Source organism: Formosa sp. L2A11 (assembly GCF_009796865.1).
Lineage (GTDB): Bacteria > Bacteroidota > Bacteroidia > Flavobacteriales > Flavobacteriaceae > Formosa.
This window is the reverse complement of sequence record NZ_CP047028.1, coordinates 2,495,027-2,514,256: the sequence shown is the minus strand read 5'-3', so window position 1 is coordinate 2,514,256 and position 19,230 is coordinate 2,495,027. Positions and strand designations below refer to the sequence as shown.

Genomic DNA, 19,230 nt, shown 5'->3' with positions numbered 1-19,230 from the left:
AATTAATTACCTTAGTCCCTTATAAAAATCACTCATGAAATATACTATAGTTAAAGAAGATATCGTTTACCAAGCTTTTTTTAAAATAAAAAAAGCTACAATTTTACACGATGCTTTTAAAAGTGATACGCAAATTAAAGTGGTAAGAGAGTGTTTGGATCGCGGAAGTGCCATTGCCATTCTTTTGGTAGAAAAAGATACAGATTCTATATTATTAACCAATCAATTTAGATATCCTACAATTACACATCCTAATTACGACGGGTGGCTTCTAGAGATTGTTGCTGGTTGTATGGAAATAGAAGAAGACCCGATGGAATGTGCTAGACGCGAAGTAGAAGAAGAAATTGGATACGAGGTAAAAAACATGGAATCTATGGTAGAATATTTTTCATCTCCAGGAGGAAGTTCTGAAAAAGTTCACGCGTTTTATGCTGAAGTAAATTCTACAGATAAAAAATTTAAAGGAGGTGGATTAGATGAAGAACATGAAGATATACAATTAATTAAATTTCCTATTTCTGAAATAAAAAGCAAGCTAAAAGCACAAGCTTTTAAAGATGCAAAAACCATAGTAGCTTTACAATGGTATCTTTTAAATAAATAATACAAGATCTAATAAATACTTATTCTATTTATATTTAATAGACTTATTTTTATGAGTTATTATTATTAAAAAACAAATTATATTAATAATAACTCAATAGCTTTATTTTTTTTTGGCACGCTGTTTGTATTTAACACTGTCCGAACCACAAAATAAAAAAGCTATGAAATCATTTTATACTTTATTACTATTATTCCTTTTTGCTATTCCAGCCACGAAGGCCACAACATATACAACAAGTAAAACACAAACTAAAAATTACAATAATCCTAAGACTTTTATCTTTACAGAAGAAGGTGTAGAATTTTCAATCTTTCAAGACGGACAATTCGATTTCTACATATTAGGTGTAAATAAAAGTGTAAACATTGCTATTAACTCGCCCAATGTACAGTTTAGTTTCAATACGGGGTATAACTATAATCCTTATGTACAATACGACGAATATGGAGCAATTGTACAAATACAAAATGTACCAATATATTACGATTATTACGGGCGTATTATAGGTGCTGGAAATATCGCAATTAATTATAATGATTACGGTTTAGTATCTCATATTGGTAATATGAATATTTATTATAACAATTATGGATATTCACATTACTCAGGTTATATAAATGCATATAATGTAGGTTATATATACAGACCTTGGCATAACTATTATCGTGCTCCACAACAAAATTATCGTGTTGTTTACAATACGCCTTACAGAAAATATTACCGTCCTGTACGTAAAACGTATAATAAACCATACAAGAATAATAGAAGACCTGTTGCTGTTAGTAGGTATAAAAAATCTAAAAACAGTAATTATGATAACCGTTCAAGAATAGCTTCAACTCGTAATTATAGTACTAGAACATCTTCTAATAACAATAAAAATAGTCGTTATAATACAACAAATTCTAATAGAACACGATCTGCGAATACTTATAAAAGAACAAATAGTGTAAACTCAAATAAGAGTAATAGAGCTAGTTCTAACAATAATAGTTCTAGACAGAATACGTCAAAATCGAATACAAAAACATCAAGTAATAAAAATAATAACACAAAAAGAAGCACTAAAAATAATAGTAGATCCAATCAGAACACAACTAAAGCTAAGACAAGTACTAGCACACGTTCTAAAAGTGTAAAACCGGCTACTAAACGTAGTTCTAATTCAAACACTAGTACTACAACTACAGAAAGATCTTCTAGAAATACAAGACAACGAAGTTAATATACAGATACATCCTGCAAAATAGTTTTTTCAAAGCATTTTGCAGGATTTTCTATGTTATGCTCTTTTTAAAATCTTATTTAAGAGTTTAGTAATATCTTCAGAGAAGTTAAAATAATAACAAATTCCGCCATAAACCAATCCTATTATCATCGATTTTAATCCGATATTTATAATTGGATTAAATGAAAAATCCCAGAAATAGAACACCAAAGTGCTTATTAAAATAAGTATTGAAACCTTGAGTGTATTCTCTGAAAACGGAAGTATTCCAAATTTACGATATACAAAAGAGATTTTAATAATGTTGTATAAAAACACTGAAATAAATGTTGCATAAGCCGCTCCATTTAAGCCATAATGAGGAATAAAGTATATGTTTAACAATACAGATATAATGGCTAAAAACACACCCTGAATTAAAACTATTCTATAATAATCGCTATTAAATAGAATGGAATTATTGTTCCCTAATAGGTTATCGAATAATTTTGCTAAACCTATTAAGAAGACCACTAAAATACCACTACCAAACTGCTCGGGAATTAATTTATACAGTTCGTTAATATTTAAAATGATTAACAAATAAATAAATCCACTAATTATAAATAAGTTTAAAGACGATTTCTTGTACAAGTCTTTAAGACTCTCCTTATCTTTTTCGTTTAAATATTTAGCCGTTAACGGATTTGTAATTTGATGCATGGCACGAGAAGGCACGCCAACTACAGAAGCAATATAAATAGCAACGCTATAATATGCCACGTTTTCTAACAAATTATAAAACCCAATCATAAATTTATCTATCTCTAAAATAATATTAGCAACAGAACCTGCTATAATAATTAAGGTGGTATATTTTAAAATATTAGATAACTTATTAAGTTTAGTAAATTTAAATACGGGCCGTTTAACGCTAAACGCATAAACCATCATAATACACATGCGTAACACATACATTATAATTATTAAATAGATAAGCTGATCTACTGTAATAACCTTTAAATACAGTAAAAAAAGAAGAAACATCGTTGCAAGTCTATGAAATACTTCTTTCATAAAATTCCCAAAAACAGACTGCATTTGTACTTTTGCCCAAGAATAAAAGACCTCGAAATAAGCAAAAACAATAGCAGAAATATAAATTAGCCAAACATAGTCTTTTACCAATTCATTATCGTTAGCAATCCAAGTACTTATAGTATCAAAAGCCATATATCCTATCGCTCCAAAAGGAATAATAATAACTAATGGTAAAAATAGAATTAAGGTTAAAAATGAATTTTGAGACTGACGTGTTCTAAACGTAGAATAGAACTTTATAATAGTATTATTAACTCCAAACGCCATTAAAGGCATTAATATATTTGCTGTAGATAATATAAAGGTAATTAAACCAAAATACTCATCACTTAAAAAACGAGTGAATAAAAACAACGTATTTATAGCGCCCAATCCGAACCCTAAATACGTAATTATGGTATTCTTTATGGATTGATTTATAACAACTCCCATTAGATTATTTTTGAAAGAACTTCTGTAAGTGATCTCCTAGAATATTTTTGTAATCCTATTGGGTGAGCTTGTAAATTTCCATTTTTAAACGCTTCATAATGTTTTAAAACGGTTTGTTTTAAATTACTATAATCATTGTATAAAAAGTACTGTCCTGTATTAGTAGATTTTAATATTTTTTCTACATCAGAGTCTTCCGGTCCTAAGGCAATTATAGGTCGATTAGATACCATATATTCAAATAACTTTCCAGGAATTATACATTTAGTATCGTCAGAATCTATTTCAATAAGCAATAATAATTGTGATTGTTTTTGATATTTAATAGCTTCTGAATGCGACACATAACCAACATTATTAAAATAATTACCCAAACCCCAATTATGTATAGACTGTAAAACATCCATACCAATACTTCCTATAATATTTAGCTGAAAATCGTTAACAAATGTTGGAATTTCTTTTTCTAAATCACTTAAAACTTGCCATAATACTTTAGGATTTCGTTTAGAAAGCAAAGAGCCTATATGCGAAATAGTAAACTTTTTATCTAATGAAAAATCTACCGTTTTCATATCATCATAACCATTTGTAATCACATGAATAGGTTTTGTTGTTATGGCTTCAAACTCTACTTTAGTGGGATTACTCGTTACAATTATATCGTCTGCAGTGTTTAAAACCTGAGACTCTAATTTTTTATGTTTTGCTTCAGAAGACTCTGTTAATTTTAATTCTTTATGGTATCCGATTGTTGTCCACGGATCACGAAAATCGGCAATCCATTTTATATTTAATTTCGTTTTTAATTTTAAACCAATTAAGTGTAAACTATGCGGAGGGCCAGTAGTAATTACGGTATCTATATTATGTTTAGAGATATAATCGCTTAAAAAGGAAACAGACGGTTTTATCCATGATTTTCTAGCATCTGGAATAAAAAAATTACCGCGTATATACAGCATCAAACGTTCTACTCTACTCTGTTTTGTTTCTTCTGTAATAATCCCTTTACTTATAGTATTTGTCTTATTTCCAGATAATAAACGAGCTAATTTATAGGGCTCTTTTATAGGCTTTTTTAAAATTGTTAAATTAGAAGGAACATCTGCTAATAAACTCTCATCTACTAACGGGTAATTTGCATGTTCTGGAATATAAACAATCGGATTGATATTAAATTCAGGTAAATATTTTACAAACTTTAGCCATCGTTGTACACCTGGCCCACCTGCTGGAGGCCAATAATAGGTCACGATAAGCACATTTTTTTTCATTGTAAAGTATTTTGATTAAGAAAAACTAGTCTTTAGTTAAAGACGCTTTTTTAAATCCGAAAAATAATCCAATTAACATTAAAATACCAAATACTACAGAACTCGCTAAAGCAATAGTACTTCCTTTTTTAATAACTGTTGGTTCAAATTTAAACTCAATAATATGATCTCCTGCAGGAATATCTAAACCACGTAAAATATAATTAACACGTTCGTGTGGCACTAAATTTCCATCTATAAAAGCATCCCATCCATCTGCATAATATATTTCAGAAAATACAGCAAAACCATTTTGAGAATTACTAGACTTATATTTAATATAATTAGGCTTGTAATTTACAGCTTTAATAGACGCTGTAGAGTCTACAACATTCGTTGTGTATTTTATAGTTTTAGAAGTCGTTACAGCAACATGTCTTGTATCTAAACTATCTAATTTTTGTATTTCTTGATTTGCAGATTCTACCGTTTTAACTCGGTTAACAAACCAAGCATTCCCGTCTGCATCTGTGTTTTCGTAAGGAAAATAAGCTCCTTTTTCGTCTTGCGCAATAATATATTTTGTGTTCAACATGTTTAACACGTTGATGTTATTTTTAGAAATATAAAAATTGAACACTTCATTGTATTTTCCCAATTTAGCAGCGTGATAACCGTTTAAAGAATTATGAAAATATGACGCTCTTGCGGCACCAGAAGTTACATCAAAAACTCTAAAATGCGTGGTATCTTTTAAAATTTGTAAATCTGCAGCATTCGGTTGAAATGGTCTATTAACCTGCATTGCAGATTTAAAATCATCGTTATTTACATAACGTTTGTCAACGCTTATTAAATCGAATAAGATTAAAACAGCAAAACTTACAACTACAAGTGTTTCTGATAGTTTTTTCTTTAAAAACATAAAGATAACAGATGCAGATAATAACACAAATATTAAGGTTCTTAACGTATCTTGAGTAAACATAGATGCTCTATCTGCACGAATAGCATCTATAAAATCTGGCCCATAATTTTGTGAGTAATACCCATCATTTCCGCCAACAAAATCGAATAAAGTAGATTTTAATAGCAATATAAGTACAGCTAAACCTGCTGCAATTCCTGCAGAAAATTTTAAAGCTTTTAATTTTTCATCATTAGATTCTGTTGCTTTAAACAACTCTGCTAAACCTAAAATTCCTAAAACAGGAATACATAATTCCAAAATCACTTGAATAGAACTTACGGCTCTAAACTTATTGTACATAGGTACATAATCGATAAAGAAATCTGTTAATAATCCGAAATGTTTTCCGAAGGATAATAATAAAGACAACACGGTTCCTCCAACTAACCACCATTTTTTTCGTCCTTTTACAAGGAATAATCCCAATACAAAAAGAAATAAAATAACAGCTCCTACGTATGCAGGTGCTTCTACAATAGGTTGTATTCCCCAATACGTTGGTGTTTGTTTTACAGCTTGTCTAGCTTGTAAAGGTGTTGCACCACGTTTTAAATTAAACTGATAATATTCAGAATCGGTACCAACATCTTCATGGCTTCCTCCTCCAAAAATTCTAGGAATAAATAAATTTAGGGCTTCTAATTTTCCATAACTATATTCGGTAATATAAGATTTATCTAAACCTGTAGTTACTTCTTTTGGAGAGCCGTCTGCATTTATTGTTAATTCACTTTGCCCACGTGTACTTTCTTTAACGTATTCTTGAGTTGCAAGTATATTGGTTGCATTTAATCCTATAGATAGAATTACAGCCGCCAATAAAATCCCTACAGTTTTAAAAAAGTGTGGTAATTCTTTATTTTTATAAGCATCTATTAAATAGGCAACTCCTAGAACCAATACCAATAACATTAAATAATAGGTCATTTGGTAATGATTTGCGACCAATTCTAGCCCCATAGCAACTGTGGTTAATAAAAACCCTGAAATATATTTTCGTTGAAATGTGAGTAATATTCCGCTTAAAACCAAAGGCATATATGCAATCGCATGTGCTTTACTATTATGCCCAACGCCAAGTATTATAATTAAATAGGTAGAAAACCCAAAAGCGAGAGCCCCTAGTGCAGCGAGTTTAAAGTCTACTTTTAAAGTCAATAAAAGAATGTAGAATCCTATAAGGTATAAAAACAGATAATCGGCCGGTCTTGGTAAAAATCGAATCGTTAAATCTAATGCTTTAATGTAATTATGAGGATATTTTGCACCTAACTGGTATGTTGGCATACCACCAAATGCACTATTAGTCCAATAGGTTTCTTCTCCTGTTTGGGCTTTAAAGTCGTTTTGTTGTTTAGACATCCCAATATAATGCATGATGTCGCTCTGAAAAATTTCTTTTCCTTTTAAAACTGGACTAAAATAGGCTAATGAAATAATAACAAAACCTATAAAAACTAATAAATGTGGTAGAAATCGTTTAATTGAAAATGACATGAATATGTATTAATCTATGATTGCGAAAATTAATCAATTTCTTCGTAATCTACATATTCACCTACATTTTTATTTGAAGTTTCTTGCTTAGGCATCTTATCTATAACAACTTCTCCTTCAGGTTGAGATTGTTGACGTTTTTGTTGATTAGGATTGAATTGAGATCCAAACTTTTCTTCGGCTTTTTTTACAAAAAACTGCATAATAAAAGGGGCAAATAATCTTAAAAGAATCTTACCACCAAACCAAATCAATAAAATTATTAATATCGTTCTAATTAAACCTGGCGCCGAAGCGTATTGAAGCATAGTTGTTGTTTTGCACAAAAATACAATTCTTATACTTTAAAATGAATTGTAAATTGATAAAAAAAATATAAAATCTCTATATTTGGAGGCTAATACCACAAAAGTACTTAACCTATGAAAACCTATATCGCTATAATTTTATGTGCCGTTCCCTTTTTATGCTCTGCACAGTACACAGATCTTATTAATTCCAACCGCCCAGGAGTATCTAAAAGTGCTTATTCTGTAGGTGTTAACGTTATACAAGTAGAAGCAGGACCTTATTATGTTAAGGAAAAACATGAAACTTTAGATTACGATGTTAGTGGAGCTGGTGTAGATTTTGCAGCACGTTACGGATTATTATGGGAGCCTTTAGAAATTATTGTAGATGGAACTTTTCAAAACGACAAACAAACTTATTACGGTTCTGACGTAGATAAAGAGTATAAACGTTCTAATATGAAGTACTTTTCTATGGGTGCTAAATATTTAGTTTACGATCCGAATAAAAATGCAGGCGAAGACAAACCAAATCTTTACAGCTGGAAAGCCAATAGAAAATTTAAATGGAGTCGTTTAATTCCTGCTGTTTCTGTATATGCAGGTGTAAATTACGATACAGAATTTAATCCATACACACCTTATGGTATTGAAGGATTTAGTCCGAAAGTATCTATAGCAACACAACATAATTTTGCAAATGGATGGGTATTTATAATGAATCTTTCTAAAAACCGAATTGGAATGAAAGATAGTTACGGTACAAGCGCATCAGACCTGCAATATATTTTTACTTTAACGCATGGGTTTAATGAAAAATGGGTTGCTTTTGGAGAATATCAAGGAATAAAGAATGATTTTTATTCAGATGATTTATTTCGTTTAGGTGGCGCGTATTTATGGAATAAAAACTTACAATTTGATACAGCGGTTACCTTTAATGTAAAAGATACTCCAACTGTGTTTAGTCTTAACTTCGGAGCCTCTTACCGTATAGATTTACATAAAGACAAAGAAATAACTGCAAAAGAAAACGGAACATCTGCAAAACAAGAAACTGAGCGTCAAAACAACAAAGAATTCTATAAATTTGGTGAGGAAGAAAACAACGATTCTGCACCAACAGAATATAAAATGGATTAGCTTTAATTGTAAGGCAACTCCAAAGTATATTACATTATTAAATATTTGAATACGTAGAAATCATTAAATGATTATATTAAAAGAAGTACAAACAAAAAAAGAATTAAAAGCTTTTGTAGAATTTCCTTTCGAACTTTATAAGGATTCTCCATATTGGGTTCCTCCTATTATCTCTCAAGAAATGGAGGTTTTTAACAAAGACAAAAATCCAATATTTAATAATGCTGAAGCACATTTATTTGTAGCTCTTAAAAATAATAAAATAGTAGGTAGAATTGCTATAATTATAAATAATTTAGATTTAAAACAATCGCAAAAGAAAATCCGTTTTGGATGGTTCGATGTTATAGACGATGTAGAAGTAACCAAAACATTGCTAGACAAAGTAAACACTATTGGTAAACAACACCAATTAGAATATATGGAAGGGCCAATTGGTTTTTCTAACTTAGATAAAGTTGGAGTTTTAACAGAAGGCTACGACCATATTGGATCTATGATTACTTGGTATAATCACCCTTATTATGTAGAGCATTTAGAAAAACTAGGTTTAATACAAGAAAAAGAATATCAAGAAAACAAATTTCCGTTTTCTAATGTTAAACCAGAATTCTTTAAAAGAGTAAATGATTTAGTAAAAAAACGTTACGGTTTACACCCTTTAAATTTTACAAAAACTAAGGATTTAATGCCTTACGTAGATCAGATGTTCGATTTGTTTAATTCTAGTTATTCAGAATTAGCTTCTTTTGTTGAAATTACAGAAAGACAGAAAGCTTATTTTAAAGAAAAATTTATCTCATTTATCAATCCTGAATTTATAAAATTTGTTATGGATGAAGATGAGAATATGGTTGCCTTTGCTGTAGTTATGCCTTCATTTGCAGAAGCGCTTCAAAAAGCAAATGGTAAGCTTTTCCCTTTTGGATTTTTACATTTATTAAGAGCTAAAAAGAAATGTGAAACAGTATCTTTTTACTTGATTGGTGTAGACCCTAAATATAAAAACAAAGGTGTTACAGCCATTATCTTTAACGAATACTACGAAACCTTAAAACCTATGGGTGTTAAAAACTGTATTCGTACTCCTGAATTAGAAGAGAATTATGCATCACATCAAATTTGGAAACATTTTGATGCTAAAACGTATAAACGCAGAAAAACGTATCGTAAAGATTTAGAATAATATTAAAACAAAAAAAAACCGAAACTAAACGTTTCGGATTTTTTTTATATGTAATAAACTATTTTTCTTATTCCATTGCTGCAGCAACAGAAGCAGATAAACGTTTGTATGTTCCATTTTCTAATCGAGAACGAATAGCATCAAAAGCATCTAATGTTTCATTTACATCTTGAAGATCGTGAGTAGCCGTAGGAATTAATCTTAATAAAATCAATCCTTTAGGAATTACAGGATATACAACTATAGAACAGAAAATTCCGTAGTTTTCACGTAAATCTTTCACTAAAGCCATAGCTTCAGGGATACTTCCTTTTAAGTATACTGGTGTTACACAACTTTGTGTTGTACCAATATCAAAACCACGAGATTTTAATCCAGATTGTAAAGCATTTGTATTTTCCCAAAGTTTAGCTTTCAATTCTGGCATAGTTCTAAGCATATCTAAACGCTTTAAAGCACCAACAACCAGTTGCATTTGCAATGATTTAGCAAACATTTGAGATCGTAAATTATATTTTAAATAATCTATAATTTCTTGATCGGCAGCAATAAAAGCACCTGTACTTGCTAAAGCTTTAGCAAATGTTGCAAAGTAGACATCTATTCCGTCTTGTACACCTTGCTCTTCACCGGTTCCAGCTCCAGTTTTACCTTGAGTTCCAAAACCATGTGCATCATCAACTAAGAATCTAAAGCTATATTTTTCTTTTAAAGCAACAATCTCTTTTAAACGACCTTGTTCTCCACGCATACCAAAAACACCTTCAGAAATCACTAAAATTCCTCCTCCAGTATGTTCTGCCATTTTCGTAGCACGTTCTAGATTTTTTTCTAGACTTACCATGTCGTTATGTTTATAAGTAAAACGTTTACCCATGTGTAAACGAACACCATCAATAATACATGCATGCGCATCTACATCGTAAACAATAATATCATCTTTAGACACTAAAGCATCAATAGTAGATAACATTCCTTGGTAACCAAAGTTTAATAAATAAGCAGCTTCCTTACTGACAAATTCAGCTAACTCTTTTTGTAACTTTTCATGAAGATCTGTATGACCAGACATCATCCTTGCTCCCATTGGATAAGCCGATCCGTAAGCAACTCCTGCTTCTGCATCTACTTTTCTCACTTCAGGGTGATTAGCTAATCCTAAGTAATCATTAATACTCCAAGTAACTACATCTTTGCCTTGGAATTTCATTCTGTTAGATATTTCTCCTTCTATTTTAGGAAAAACGAAATAACCTTCTGCTTGAGATGCCCATTTTCCTAAAGGTCCTTTATCCTTATATATTTTTTCAAATAAATCTTTCATTTAAGCTACTAATATTATGTTATGCAAAATTAGCCATTTTTGACATTATGGCATAATAATTTTTTACTCCGTTGTTAACAAACTTAATAACAAAGCACAATGTCTATATAATCAAAACATTATGCTCAATTATTATCTTATAAATTCTATATTTTGTACTGTTTCTTTATTAAAATGATCAAAAAAACCTTGTTCATTCATCCATTTATTACTATAAATCTTACTCATATAGCGAGAACCATGATCTGGAAAAATAACAACTACTACATCTTTTTCAGAAAACCTATTCTCTGCTCCTAGCTGAAAAACAGCTTGCATGACAGCTCCAAATGTATACCCAACAAACATACCTTCTGTTTTTGCAAGATATCTTGCTGTATGAGCACTTTCTGAGTGACTTACTTTTACAACCTCATCTACAACATCAAATTCTGTAGCTGTAGGAATTAATTTTTCATCTAATGCTTCTATACGATAAGAATAAATTTCTCTTTCGTTGAATACTTTAGTGTCGTGTTGTGTTTTTAACCCCGAGCAAAAAGTATCTACACCTAATATTTGAATATTTGGGTTTTGTTCTTTTAAATATTTTGCTGTACCGGAAATTATTCCTTCCATACTGCTACACGCTACTAAATGTGTAATCTTACCTGCCGTTTGTTTCCAAATTTCAGGTCCAGTAGATTTATAATGTGTATCAATATTTAATTGATTAATATATTGATTGATGTAAACAGATTCTTCTATTTCTTTATGTAACCTTTTAGCAACCTTATAATACGATTTTGGATGATCTGCACTTACATTTTCAGGACAGACATAAACTTTTGCTCCCATAGTTCTTAACATATCGATTTTATTTACCGATGCTTTAGAACTTACAGCGAGTATACAATTATACCCTTTAATCATACTAACCATAGCAATACTAAATCCCGTATTACCAGATATGGCTTCTATTATAGTATCTCCAGGTTTTAAAAATCCTTGTTTTTCGGCCTGTTCTACAATATATAATGCAACCCTATCTTTAGAGGAATGCCCTGGATTAAAAGCTTCTACTTTAGCATAAAAATCACCATGTAATTGAGACGTAATTTTATTTAGTTTTATTAAGGGAGTGCTTCCAACTAAATCCAGTACGCTATCAAAAACTTGATTTTTGTATTTCATAAATGCTAAATTAAAGCGCCTTCATTGTTACATGAATTAACCAAAACCTGACAAAAATAAGCATTTTTTTTTATTTAACACCTAATTCCTTCTAATTCCAATAGAAAAGCGTATTCTAAAGCGACCTCTTTTAAACTTTCAAATCGGCCTGAAGCTCCAGCATGTCCTGCATCCATGTCTGTTTGAAACAGCAAAAGATTAGAATCTATTTTAACATCTCTTAACTTTGCTACCCATTTTGCAGGCTCCCAATATTGCACCTGAGAATCGTGTAATCCTGTAGTGACTAACATATTTGGATATGCTTTTGCTTCTACATTATCGTATGGAGAATAAGACTTCATATAGTTATAATACGTCTCATCATTCGGGTTTCCCCATTCGTCATATTCTCCTGTAGTTAAAGGAATAGTGTCGTCTAACATAGTCGTTACAACATCTACAAAAGGAACTGCTGCAAGTACACCATTATACAACTCTGGATTCATATTAATAATCGCTCCCATTAACAATCCGCCAGCAGAACCTCCATAAGCGTACATGTGTTTGGTAGATGTATACTTTTCGTTTATTAAATGTTTAGTACAATCTATAAAATCGTAAAATGTATTAAGCTTTGTTAATAATTTACCGTTTTCGTACCAATCTCTTCCTAAATATTCGCCTCCTCTAATATGTGCAATTGCATAGATAAATCCGCGATCTAAAAGACTTAATCTTACGGTAGAAAAATACGGATCGATTGTCGCCCCATAAGAACCATAAGCATAGAGTAACAACGGATTTTCTCCATTCATTTCTAAGTCTTTTTTATAGACTAAAGAGACCGGAATTTTTACGCCATCTCGAGCCGTAGCCCACACACGTTTAGAAGTGTAATTGTCCTTATTAAAAGTATCGCCTAAAACCTGTTGTTCTTTTCTAACTATTTCGGTTTTGGTTTTAAAATTATAATCTATAACAGAACTTGGAGTCGTTAATGAATTATAGCTATAGCGTAAAAAATCACTATCAAAATCTGGATTATTACCTGTATTTGCAGTGTAAGTTTCACTGTTAAAGGGCAAATAATAATCTTCTGTCCCATCCCAGCTCATAATTCTAATATTATTTAAACCGTTTTCTCGCTCGCTAACAACTAAATAATCTTTAAAAATTTCAATATCTTCTAAAAGCACATCTTTTCTATGCGGCAAAACTTCTTTCCAAAACTCTTTTCCTGTTTGTGTTTCGCTTGTTTTTAAAAGTTTAAAATTTGTTGCACCATCTGCATTTGTTATGACATAGAAACTATCTTTATAATGCGCAATACCATAATCTAATTCGCGAATACGTTCTTGAAATATTTTAAATTCTTCGTCTGGAGTATCTGCATTTACAAATCTATATTCTGAAGTTAATGTGCTTGAAGAACCAATAACAATAAACTTATCAGACTTTGTTTTATATACAAATGTATTGTAAGTTTCGTCTGTTTCATGAAACACTTCTGCGTCTTCTATATTAGCATGTAATTTATGCTTGTACACTTTGTCTGAACGCAATGTAACCTCATCTTTTCTTGTGTAAAAGAAGGTTGTATTATCGTTAGCCCAAGTTGCACTTCCTGTAGTATTTAATATTTTGTCTTCATAAACTTCTCCTGTAATCAGGTTTTTTACTTGAAGCGTATATTGCCTTCTACTTACGGTATCTACAGAAAAGGCAGCTAATTTATTATCTTCACTTATAGAAATACCGCCAAGTTTAAAGTAAGTGAGATCTTTAGCCATTTCATTACAATCAAAAAGGATCTCTTCTTTTGCATCTAACGACTCTTTTTTTCTAGTGTAAACAGGGTAATCTTTACCTTTTTCGTAACGTGTAATATACCAATATCCGTTAAGTTTATAAGGTACAGACTCGTCGTCTTCCTTAATTCTTGACTTCATTTCTTCAAACAAATCCTTCTGAAATTGCTCTGTATGAGCCATTTTTTGTTTGGTATACTCGTTCTCTGCATTTAAGTAAGAAATAACCTCTTCATCTTCCCTATCATTCAACCAAAAATAATTATCGATTCTCACATCGTTATGAGCAATTAATTTTTCTGGTATTTTTTTTGCTACTGGTGGATATATATCTTTTTTCAAATGCTTTGTATTTATTCTTAAATTAACGCTCAAAAGTATAAAAATTAAATAATTTTGTATCGAATTTTAAAATATTAAAAATATGTTTGGAGACCTTATGGGTATGATGGGTAAATTAAAAGAAACCCAACAAAAAGTTGAAGACACTAAGAAACGATTAAATACAGTTTTAGTTGACGAGAAAAGTAATGATGGTAAATTAAAAGTGACTTTAACTGCTAATAGAGAAATAAAATCTATTGAAGTAGATGAGTCTTTACTTGAAGACAAAGAGCAACTAGAAGATTATTTAATTTTAACGCTGAATAAAGCAATAGAAAAAGCAACGGCTATAAATGAAGCCGAATTAGCTGCTGTAGCTAAAGATGGCATGCCTAATATTCCAGGAATGGATATGTTTAAATAACAAAAACACACTTAATTATAATAAAAAAAGGAAGCTACAATGTAGCTTCCTTTTATATATAGTATTTAAAAGTAAAAATTAAAGTGCTTCTCTTTTTGCTTTCTTTTCTTCTCTAACTTCTTTAAAATGTTCTATTAAAGCTCCACTAATCCAATAAGGAACTACAAAAGTTAATAAAAATGTCAATAACCAAAACCCTATAGTTAAGATTGTTAAAAATGCTAAAAAGCCTAAATATTGATCAAATTCGAACATAATTGGTGTGTTTCTATATTATAATAGTGGCAAATATATATTAAATGCTTTTTTTAAACAATAGCTATTTAATATTTTATTAAAAGATTTTAAATTATTTTAAATCTGGTTGTGGTGTCATTCTTAAATATGGCTTAATTTCTGTATATCCTTTTGGAAAAATAGCAGGAATATCTTTAGATTCAATACTTGGAGACACCACACAATCGTCTCCGTTTTTCCAGTTTGCAGGCGTAGCTACCTTATTATAAGCTGTTAACTGAAGAGAATCTATAACACGTAAAAGCTCATCGAAATTACGACCTGTAGATGCAGGATATGTAATAATTAGTTTTACTTTTTTGTCTGGATCTATAACAAACACAGAACGTACTGTTAATTTATTATTTTCATTTGGGTGAATCATATCGTACAATTCTGAAACTTTACGATCTTCGTCTGCTATAATAGGAAAATTAACTGTTGTATTTTGAGTTTCGTTAATATCGTTTATCCACCCTTTATGAGATTCTAAACCATCTACACTTAAAGCAACAACTTTAACGTTACGTTTATCAAATTCATCTTTATATTTTGCAACTGTACCTAACTCTGTTGTACAAACTGGCGTATAATCTGCCGGGTGAGAAAATAATATTCCCCAACTATTCCCTAACCATTCGTGAAAATTAATATCTCCTTCTGTTGATATTGCTGTGAAATTTGGAGCTTCATCTCCTAATCTAATTGTTGACATAATTTTTTGATTTTATTGATTATTTTAATGCCTACTAAATTAATAGATTTATAGAATATATTCAACTAATCAATCTTAAGTTTATCTTAAATTTACGTTATAAAAAATATATGCTAGAAGTGTTAAAATGACGTTCAAAATCGTTAAATTTGTTACTCATAAAACTATAATTAAAATGGACTATCGTATAGAAAAAGACACCATGGGCGAAGTTAAAGTGCCTGCAGACAAACTTTGGGGTGCACAAACAGAACGTTCTCGTAATAATTTTAAAATTGGTGCTCCTGCATCGATGCCAATAGAGATTGTTTATGGATTTGCATATTTAAAAAAAGCTGCAGCATATTCTAACCACGACTTAGGTGTACTTTCAAAAGAAAAACGCGATTTAATTGCAAAAGTTTGCGATGAAATTTTAGAAGGAAAGCTTGACGACCAATTCCCATTAGTGGTTTGGCAAACAGGTTCTGGTACACAAAGTAACATGAATGCCAATGAAGTTATTGCCAACAGGGCTCACCAACTTGCTGGTAAAGTTATTGGAGAAGGCGAAAAAACAATTCAGCCTAACGACGATGTAAACAAATCGCAATCTTCTAACGACACCTTCCCTACTGGAATGCACATTGCTGCATATAAAAAAGTAGTAGAACAAACTATTCCTGCTGTTACACAATTACGTGATACTCTTCTAAAAAAGACTGAAGAATTTAAAAGTGTCGTTAAAATTGGACGTACACACTTAATGGATGCAACTCCGCTTACTTTAGGTCAAGAATTCTCAGGATATGCTTCTCAATTAGATCATGGCTTAAAAGCTTTAAAAAACACATTACCACACTTGAGCGAATTAGCTTTAGGAGGAACTGCTGTTGGTACGGGTTTAAATACACCTAAAGGATACTCTGAAAATGTTGCCGGATTTATTGCAAAATTTACAGGTCTTCCTTTTATTACTGCTGAAAACAAATTTGAAGCCCTAGCTGCTCACGATGCTATTGTAGAAACTCATGGAGCTTTAAAACAATTAGCCGTCTCTTTAAATAAAATTGCTAACGATGTTAGAATGATGGCTTCTGGACCACGTAGTGGAATTGGAGAAATTATTATTCCAGCAAACGAACCAGGAAGTTCTATTATGCCAGGAAAAGTAAATCCTACACAATGTGAAGCTTTAACTATGGTTTGTGCTCAAGTTATTGGTAACGATGTTGCTATTTCTATTGCAGGAACACAAGGACAATACGAACTTAATGTGTTTAAACCAATTATGGCTTTAAACTTCTTACAGTCTGCTCAATTATTAGGAGATGCTTGTGTAAGTTTCGATATTCACTGTGCTCAAGGTATTAAACCTAATCATTCAAAAATTAATGAATTATTAAACAATTCATTAATGCTTGTAACTGCATTAAACACAAAAATTGGATATTATAAATCTGCTGAAATTGCGAACACCGCTCACAAAAACGGTACGACGCTTAAAGAAGAAGCAGTTAATTTAGGATATGTTACTGCTGAAGAATATGACGAATGGGTTAAACCAGAAGACATGATCGGATCTTTATCATAATCCCTTTATAAATCATATTAAAAATCCCTTGAAATTTAAACTTCAAGGGATTTTTATTTTTTCTACAAAAACACTATTAAGCTTTCTGGGCAGGTGTTTCTAATGGCATTTCAGGCTGTTCAAACAAATCTAAATAGGCTTGTGGTAAATACGAAATCACATCCGATGCTATTAAACTTTGATACCCTTTCGTTTCTACAGCAATATCTGCAGATTTTCCATGTAAATACATTCCAAAACAAGCAGCCTCTAGTGTAGCATATCCTTGAGATACTAATCCTGTTATAATTCCTGTTAACACATCTCCTGTTCCGCCAGTAGCTAATCCTGGATTCCCTGTAGAATTCACATAAAGCTTATCTTTATATACCGCTATAGAATTAGCACCTTTTATAAGCACTAAAACATTATACTTTTTAGCAAATGCTTTTGTTTTCTGTAGCTTATCAAAATCGTCTTCCCAAGCACCTATTAATCGTTTTAACTCTTTGGGGTGTGGCGTTAAAATAGAATCTGCTTTTAAATACTTCAATAAATCTTTATTTTCAGACAGCATATTTAATCCATCGGCATCTATAACTAACGGTATCGTGTTCGTTTTTAAAAACGTTTCAAAAGCATGTATCGTTTTTTTATCAATCCCTATACCTACGCCTAAACCAACAACCGTTGGCTTAATTGTAAATTCTATATTGGTAATTACTTTTTTATGCGCATCTGTAATTACCATTGCTTCTGGAAATGCGGTTTGCAAAGGGATATAACCACATTTAGGTACAAATGCAGTGACCAAACCCGCTCCTGCAACCAAAGCAGATCGACATGCCAATTGCACTGCTCCTATTTTACCATAACTTCCGCCAATAATTAAACTATGACCAAAGGTGCCTTTATGAGAAAATTTATCGCGTTGTTTATACATAGGCAACACATCAAACTTTCCTAGAATTTCAGCTTCTGTTTCTGTATTTTGTAAATACTCTGCATCTATATCAATATTCAACGCTTCCCACTGTTCTATATATTTTGAAGTTTCTGGCAAGAAAAACACCAATTTAGGCGTCTGGAAGCTCAGAATAAAATTAGATTTCACAACCTGATCTTCATGCTTTGGTATGCTATCTGTAAATAATCCAGATGGAATATCTACAGAAATAGTTAACGCATTAGCCGTTTTAAAATGCTTAAACAGAGCAACTACCCAGTCTGATATTGGTCTATTTAACCCCACACCAAAAACAGCATCTATAATAATATCTTTATTTGTAATCTCAGGAAAATCATCTACAGCATGTATACTCTCTGGCCAATCTGTAGTGGTTTCTTTTAAGCGTTCGTAATTTTGTAAAAAATCTGGAGAACGTTTATCACTAAAATCTACAATAAATGTTTTTACATTATATCCATGAGCAACTAAATGCCGTGCTAACACTAAACCATCTCCTCCATTATTTCCTATACCACAAAAGACTAAAACGGGAACAGGCGCTCCTTGTAAGCGTAAATTCAACCAATTAAACAAACTTATACCAGCACGTTCCATTAAATCGGTAGAGCTTATATTTTGTTTTTTTATAGTTAATCTATCTCCTTCATAGATTTGTTCTTTAGAAAAAATTTTCATGGTTATTTTTTTAAAAAATTCATTAGAGATTATTCAGTTAAATAGATTTAAATTGGTTTTAAATAAACGATTTATCCATAACAGTAAATAATCTGTAAAAACGTATCATACATTTTTTTATAAGAGTAAAAGTAATACATTTGAGAAGCTTAGTAGTAAAAAATGCAAAACACAGAATACACAACTCGTTTTATTTCTAGACCAACAATCGTTGGTAGCATTGCTATTATTATTACTTCAATTACAAACAGTATTACCCCTTGGGGTAATTAATTATATATCTTCCGTCCACAGAATTTGTAATATTATGATGTT

Annotated in this window: 16 protein-coding genes; 6 read left to right on the top strand and 10 right to left on the bottom strand. The window is 31.0% G+C overall.

Annotation, left to right across the window (positions count from 1 at the left end; translation table 11 throughout):
• The first annotated feature begins 34 nt into the window (after positions 1-34).
• Positions 35-607: an NUDIX hydrolase gene (locus GQR95_RS10890; protein ID WP_159023183.1), complete on the top strand. Its 573-nt coding sequence runs from the start codon at positions 35-37 to the stop codon at positions 605-607.
• Between the two features lie 163 nt (positions 608-770).
• Positions 771-1,835, top strand: coding sequence for a hypothetical protein (locus GQR95_RS10885; RefSeq protein WP_159023182.1), 1,065 nt, complete (start codon positions 771-773; stop codon positions 1,833-1,835).
• Between the two features lie 57 nt (positions 1,836-1,892).
• Here GQR95_RS10885 and GQR95_RS10880 read toward each other — a convergent pair whose 3' ends face one another.
• The 4 genes from GQR95_RS10880 to GQR95_RS10865 are packed head-to-tail and all read right to left on the bottom strand — an operon-like array spanning position 1,893 to position 7,381.
• Complete coding sequence (locus GQR95_RS10880) at positions 1,893-3,350, bottom strand: lipopolysaccharide biosynthesis protein (protein WP_159023181.1); 1,458 nt, start codon at positions 3,348-3,350, stop codon at positions 1,893-1,895.
• Positions 3,350-4,627, bottom strand: a complete 1,278-nt coding sequence (locus GQR95_RS10875; protein ID WP_159023180.1) for a glycosyltransferase — start codon at positions 4,625-4,627, stop codon at positions 3,350-3,352. The genes GQR95_RS10880 and GQR95_RS10875 overlap by 1 nt, the downstream gene beginning before the upstream one ends.
• 25 nt (positions 4,628-4,652) lie before the next feature.
• Positions 4,653-7,073 (bottom strand): YfhO family protein, encoded by a 2,421-nt coding sequence (locus GQR95_RS10870; protein ID WP_159023179.1) that lies wholly within the window; start codon positions 7,071-7,073, stop codon positions 4,653-4,655.
• A 29-nt stretch (positions 7,074-7,102) separates the two neighbouring features.
• Positions 7,103-7,381 carry a DUF4834 family protein gene (locus tag GQR95_RS10865; protein ID WP_159023178.1) on the bottom strand — a complete coding sequence of 93 codons (279 nt, stop codon included), beginning with the start codon at positions 7,379-7,381 and terminating at the stop codon, positions 7,103-7,105.
• A gap of 114 nt (positions 7,382-7,495) precedes the next feature.
• On the opposite strand from GQR95_RS10865, the gene GQR95_RS10860 reads away from it, so the two are divergent.
• The gene (locus GQR95_RS10860) at positions 7,496-8,506 is read left to right on the top strand and encodes a transporter (protein WP_159023177.1); all 1,011 of its coding nucleotides are present in this window, start codon (positions 7,496-7,498) and stop codon (positions 8,504-8,506) included.
• A gap of 67 nt (positions 8,507-8,573) precedes the next feature.
• Positions 8,574-9,692: a GTP cyclohydrolase gene (locus GQR95_RS10855; RefSeq protein ID WP_159023176.1), complete on the top strand. Its 1,119-nt coding sequence runs from the start codon at positions 8,574-8,576 to the stop codon at positions 9,690-9,692.
• Between the two features lie 67 nt (positions 9,693-9,759).
• On the opposite strand, the gene GQR95_RS10850 is transcribed toward GQR95_RS10855, so the two are convergent.
• The 3 genes from GQR95_RS10850 to GQR95_RS10840 all read right to left on the bottom strand — a co-directional run bounded on the left by GQR95_RS10850 (position 9,760) and on the right by GQR95_RS10840 (position 14,321).
• On the bottom strand, positions 9,760-11,016 hold the full coding sequence (locus tag GQR95_RS10850) for an aminotransferase class I/II-fold pyridoxal phosphate-dependent enzyme (RefSeq protein WP_159023175.1): 1,257 nt from the start codon (positions 11,014-11,016) through the stop codon (positions 9,760-9,762).
• A gap of 132 nt (positions 11,017-11,148) precedes the next feature.
• Entirely contained in the window at positions 11,149-12,189 is a 1,041-nt protein-coding gene (locus tag GQR95_RS10845) for a PLP-dependent cysteine synthase family protein (protein ID WP_159023174.1), read from the bottom strand.
• A gap of 74 nt (positions 12,190-12,263) precedes the next feature.
• Positions 12,264-14,321, bottom strand: coding sequence for a S9 family peptidase (locus tag GQR95_RS10840; protein ID WP_159023173.1), 2,058 nt, complete (start codon positions 14,319-14,321; stop codon positions 12,264-12,266).
• Between the two features lie 82 nt (positions 14,322-14,403).
• Here GQR95_RS10840 and GQR95_RS10835 point away from each other — a divergent pair, with 82 nt between their 5' ends.
• Positions 14,404-14,727 (top strand): YbaB/EbfC family nucleoid-associated protein, encoded by a 324-nt coding sequence (locus GQR95_RS10835; protein ID WP_159023172.1) that lies wholly within the window; start codon positions 14,404-14,406, stop codon positions 14,725-14,727.
• A 78-nt stretch (positions 14,728-14,805) separates the two neighbouring features.
• Here the strand turns inward: GQR95_RS10835 and GQR95_RS16615 are convergent, their stop codons facing one another.
• Complete coding sequence (locus tag GQR95_RS16615; RefSeq protein WP_199269585.1) at positions 14,806-14,982, bottom strand: hypothetical protein; 177 nt, start codon at positions 14,980-14,982, stop codon at positions 14,806-14,808.
• A gap of 94 nt (positions 14,983-15,076) precedes the next feature.
• A complete protein-coding gene (locus GQR95_RS10830) occupies positions 15,077-15,718 on the bottom strand; it encodes a peroxiredoxin (protein WP_159023171.1) in 642 nt (213 codons plus the stop codon).
• Positions 15,719-15,893: 175 nt separating this feature from the next.
• Here GQR95_RS10830 and fumC point away from each other — a divergent pair, with 175 nt between their 5' ends.
• Positions 15,894-17,291 carry a class II fumarate hydratase gene (fumC, locus tag GQR95_RS10825; protein WP_159023170.1) on the top strand — a complete coding sequence of 466 codons (1,398 nt, stop codon included), beginning with the start codon at positions 15,894-15,896 and terminating at the stop codon, positions 17,289-17,291.
• 76 nt (positions 17,292-17,367) lie between these two features.
• Here the strand turns inward: fumC and GQR95_RS10820 are convergent, their stop codons facing one another.
• Entirely contained in the window at positions 17,368-18,915 is a 1,548-nt protein-coding gene (locus GQR95_RS10820; protein WP_159023169.1) for an NAD(P)H-hydrate dehydratase, read from the bottom strand.
• Positions 18,916-19,230: the final 315 nt, after the last annotated feature.

Bases quoted from the DNA above. Each gene is read 5' to 3' on its own strand.
- GQR95_RS10890 (WP_159023183.1), top strand. From the start codon at position 35: ATGAAATATACTATAGTTAAAGAAGATATCGTTTACCAAGCTTTTTTT.
- GQR95_RS10885 (WP_159023182.1), top strand. From the start codon at position 771: ATGAAATCATTTTATACTTTATTACTATTATTCCTTTTTGCTATTCCA.
- GQR95_RS10880 (WP_159023181.1), bottom strand. From the start codon at position 3,350: ATGGGAGTTGTTATAAATCAATCCATAAAGAATACCATAATTACGTAT.
- GQR95_RS10875 (WP_159023180.1), bottom strand. From the start codon at position 4,627: ATGAAAAAAAATGTGCTTATCGTGACCTATTATTGGCCTCCAGCAGGT.
- GQR95_RS10870 (WP_159023179.1), bottom strand. From the start codon at position 7,073: ATGTCATTTTCAATTAAACGATTTCTACCACATTTATTAGTTTTTATA.
- GQR95_RS10865 (WP_159023178.1), bottom strand. From the start codon at position 7,381: ATGCTTCAATACGCTTCGGCGCCAGGTTTAATTAGAACGATATTAATA.
- GQR95_RS10860 (WP_159023177.1), top strand. From the start codon at position 7,496: ATGAAAACCTATATCGCTATAATTTTATGTGCCGTTCCCTTTTTATGC.
- GQR95_RS10855 (WP_159023176.1), top strand. From the start codon at position 8,574: ATGATTATATTAAAAGAAGTACAAACAAAAAAAGAATTAAAAGCTTTT.
- GQR95_RS10850 (WP_159023175.1), bottom strand. From the start codon at position 11,016: ATGAAAGATTTATTTGAAAAAATATATAAGGATAAAGGACCTTTAGGA.
- GQR95_RS10845 (WP_159023174.1), bottom strand. From the start codon at position 12,189: ATGAAATACAAAAATCAAGTTTTTGATAGCGTACTGGATTTAGTTGGA.
- GQR95_RS10835 (WP_159023172.1), top strand. From the start codon at position 14,404: ATGTTTGGAGACCTTATGGGTATGATGGGTAAATTAAAAGAAACCCAA.
- GQR95_RS16615 (WP_199269585.1), bottom strand. From the start codon at position 14,982: ATGTTCGAATTTGATCAATATTTAGGCTTTTTAGCATTTTTAACAATC.
- GQR95_RS10830 (WP_159023171.1), bottom strand. From the start codon at position 15,718: ATGTCAACAATTAGATTAGGAGATGAAGCTCCAAATTTCACAGCAATA.
- fumC (WP_159023170.1), top strand. From the start codon at position 15,894: ATGGACTATCGTATAGAAAAAGACACCATGGGCGAAGTTAAAGTGCCT.
- GQR95_RS10820 (WP_159023169.1), bottom strand. From the start codon at position 18,915: ATGAAAATTTTTTCTAAAGAACAAATCTATGAAGGAGATAGATTAACT.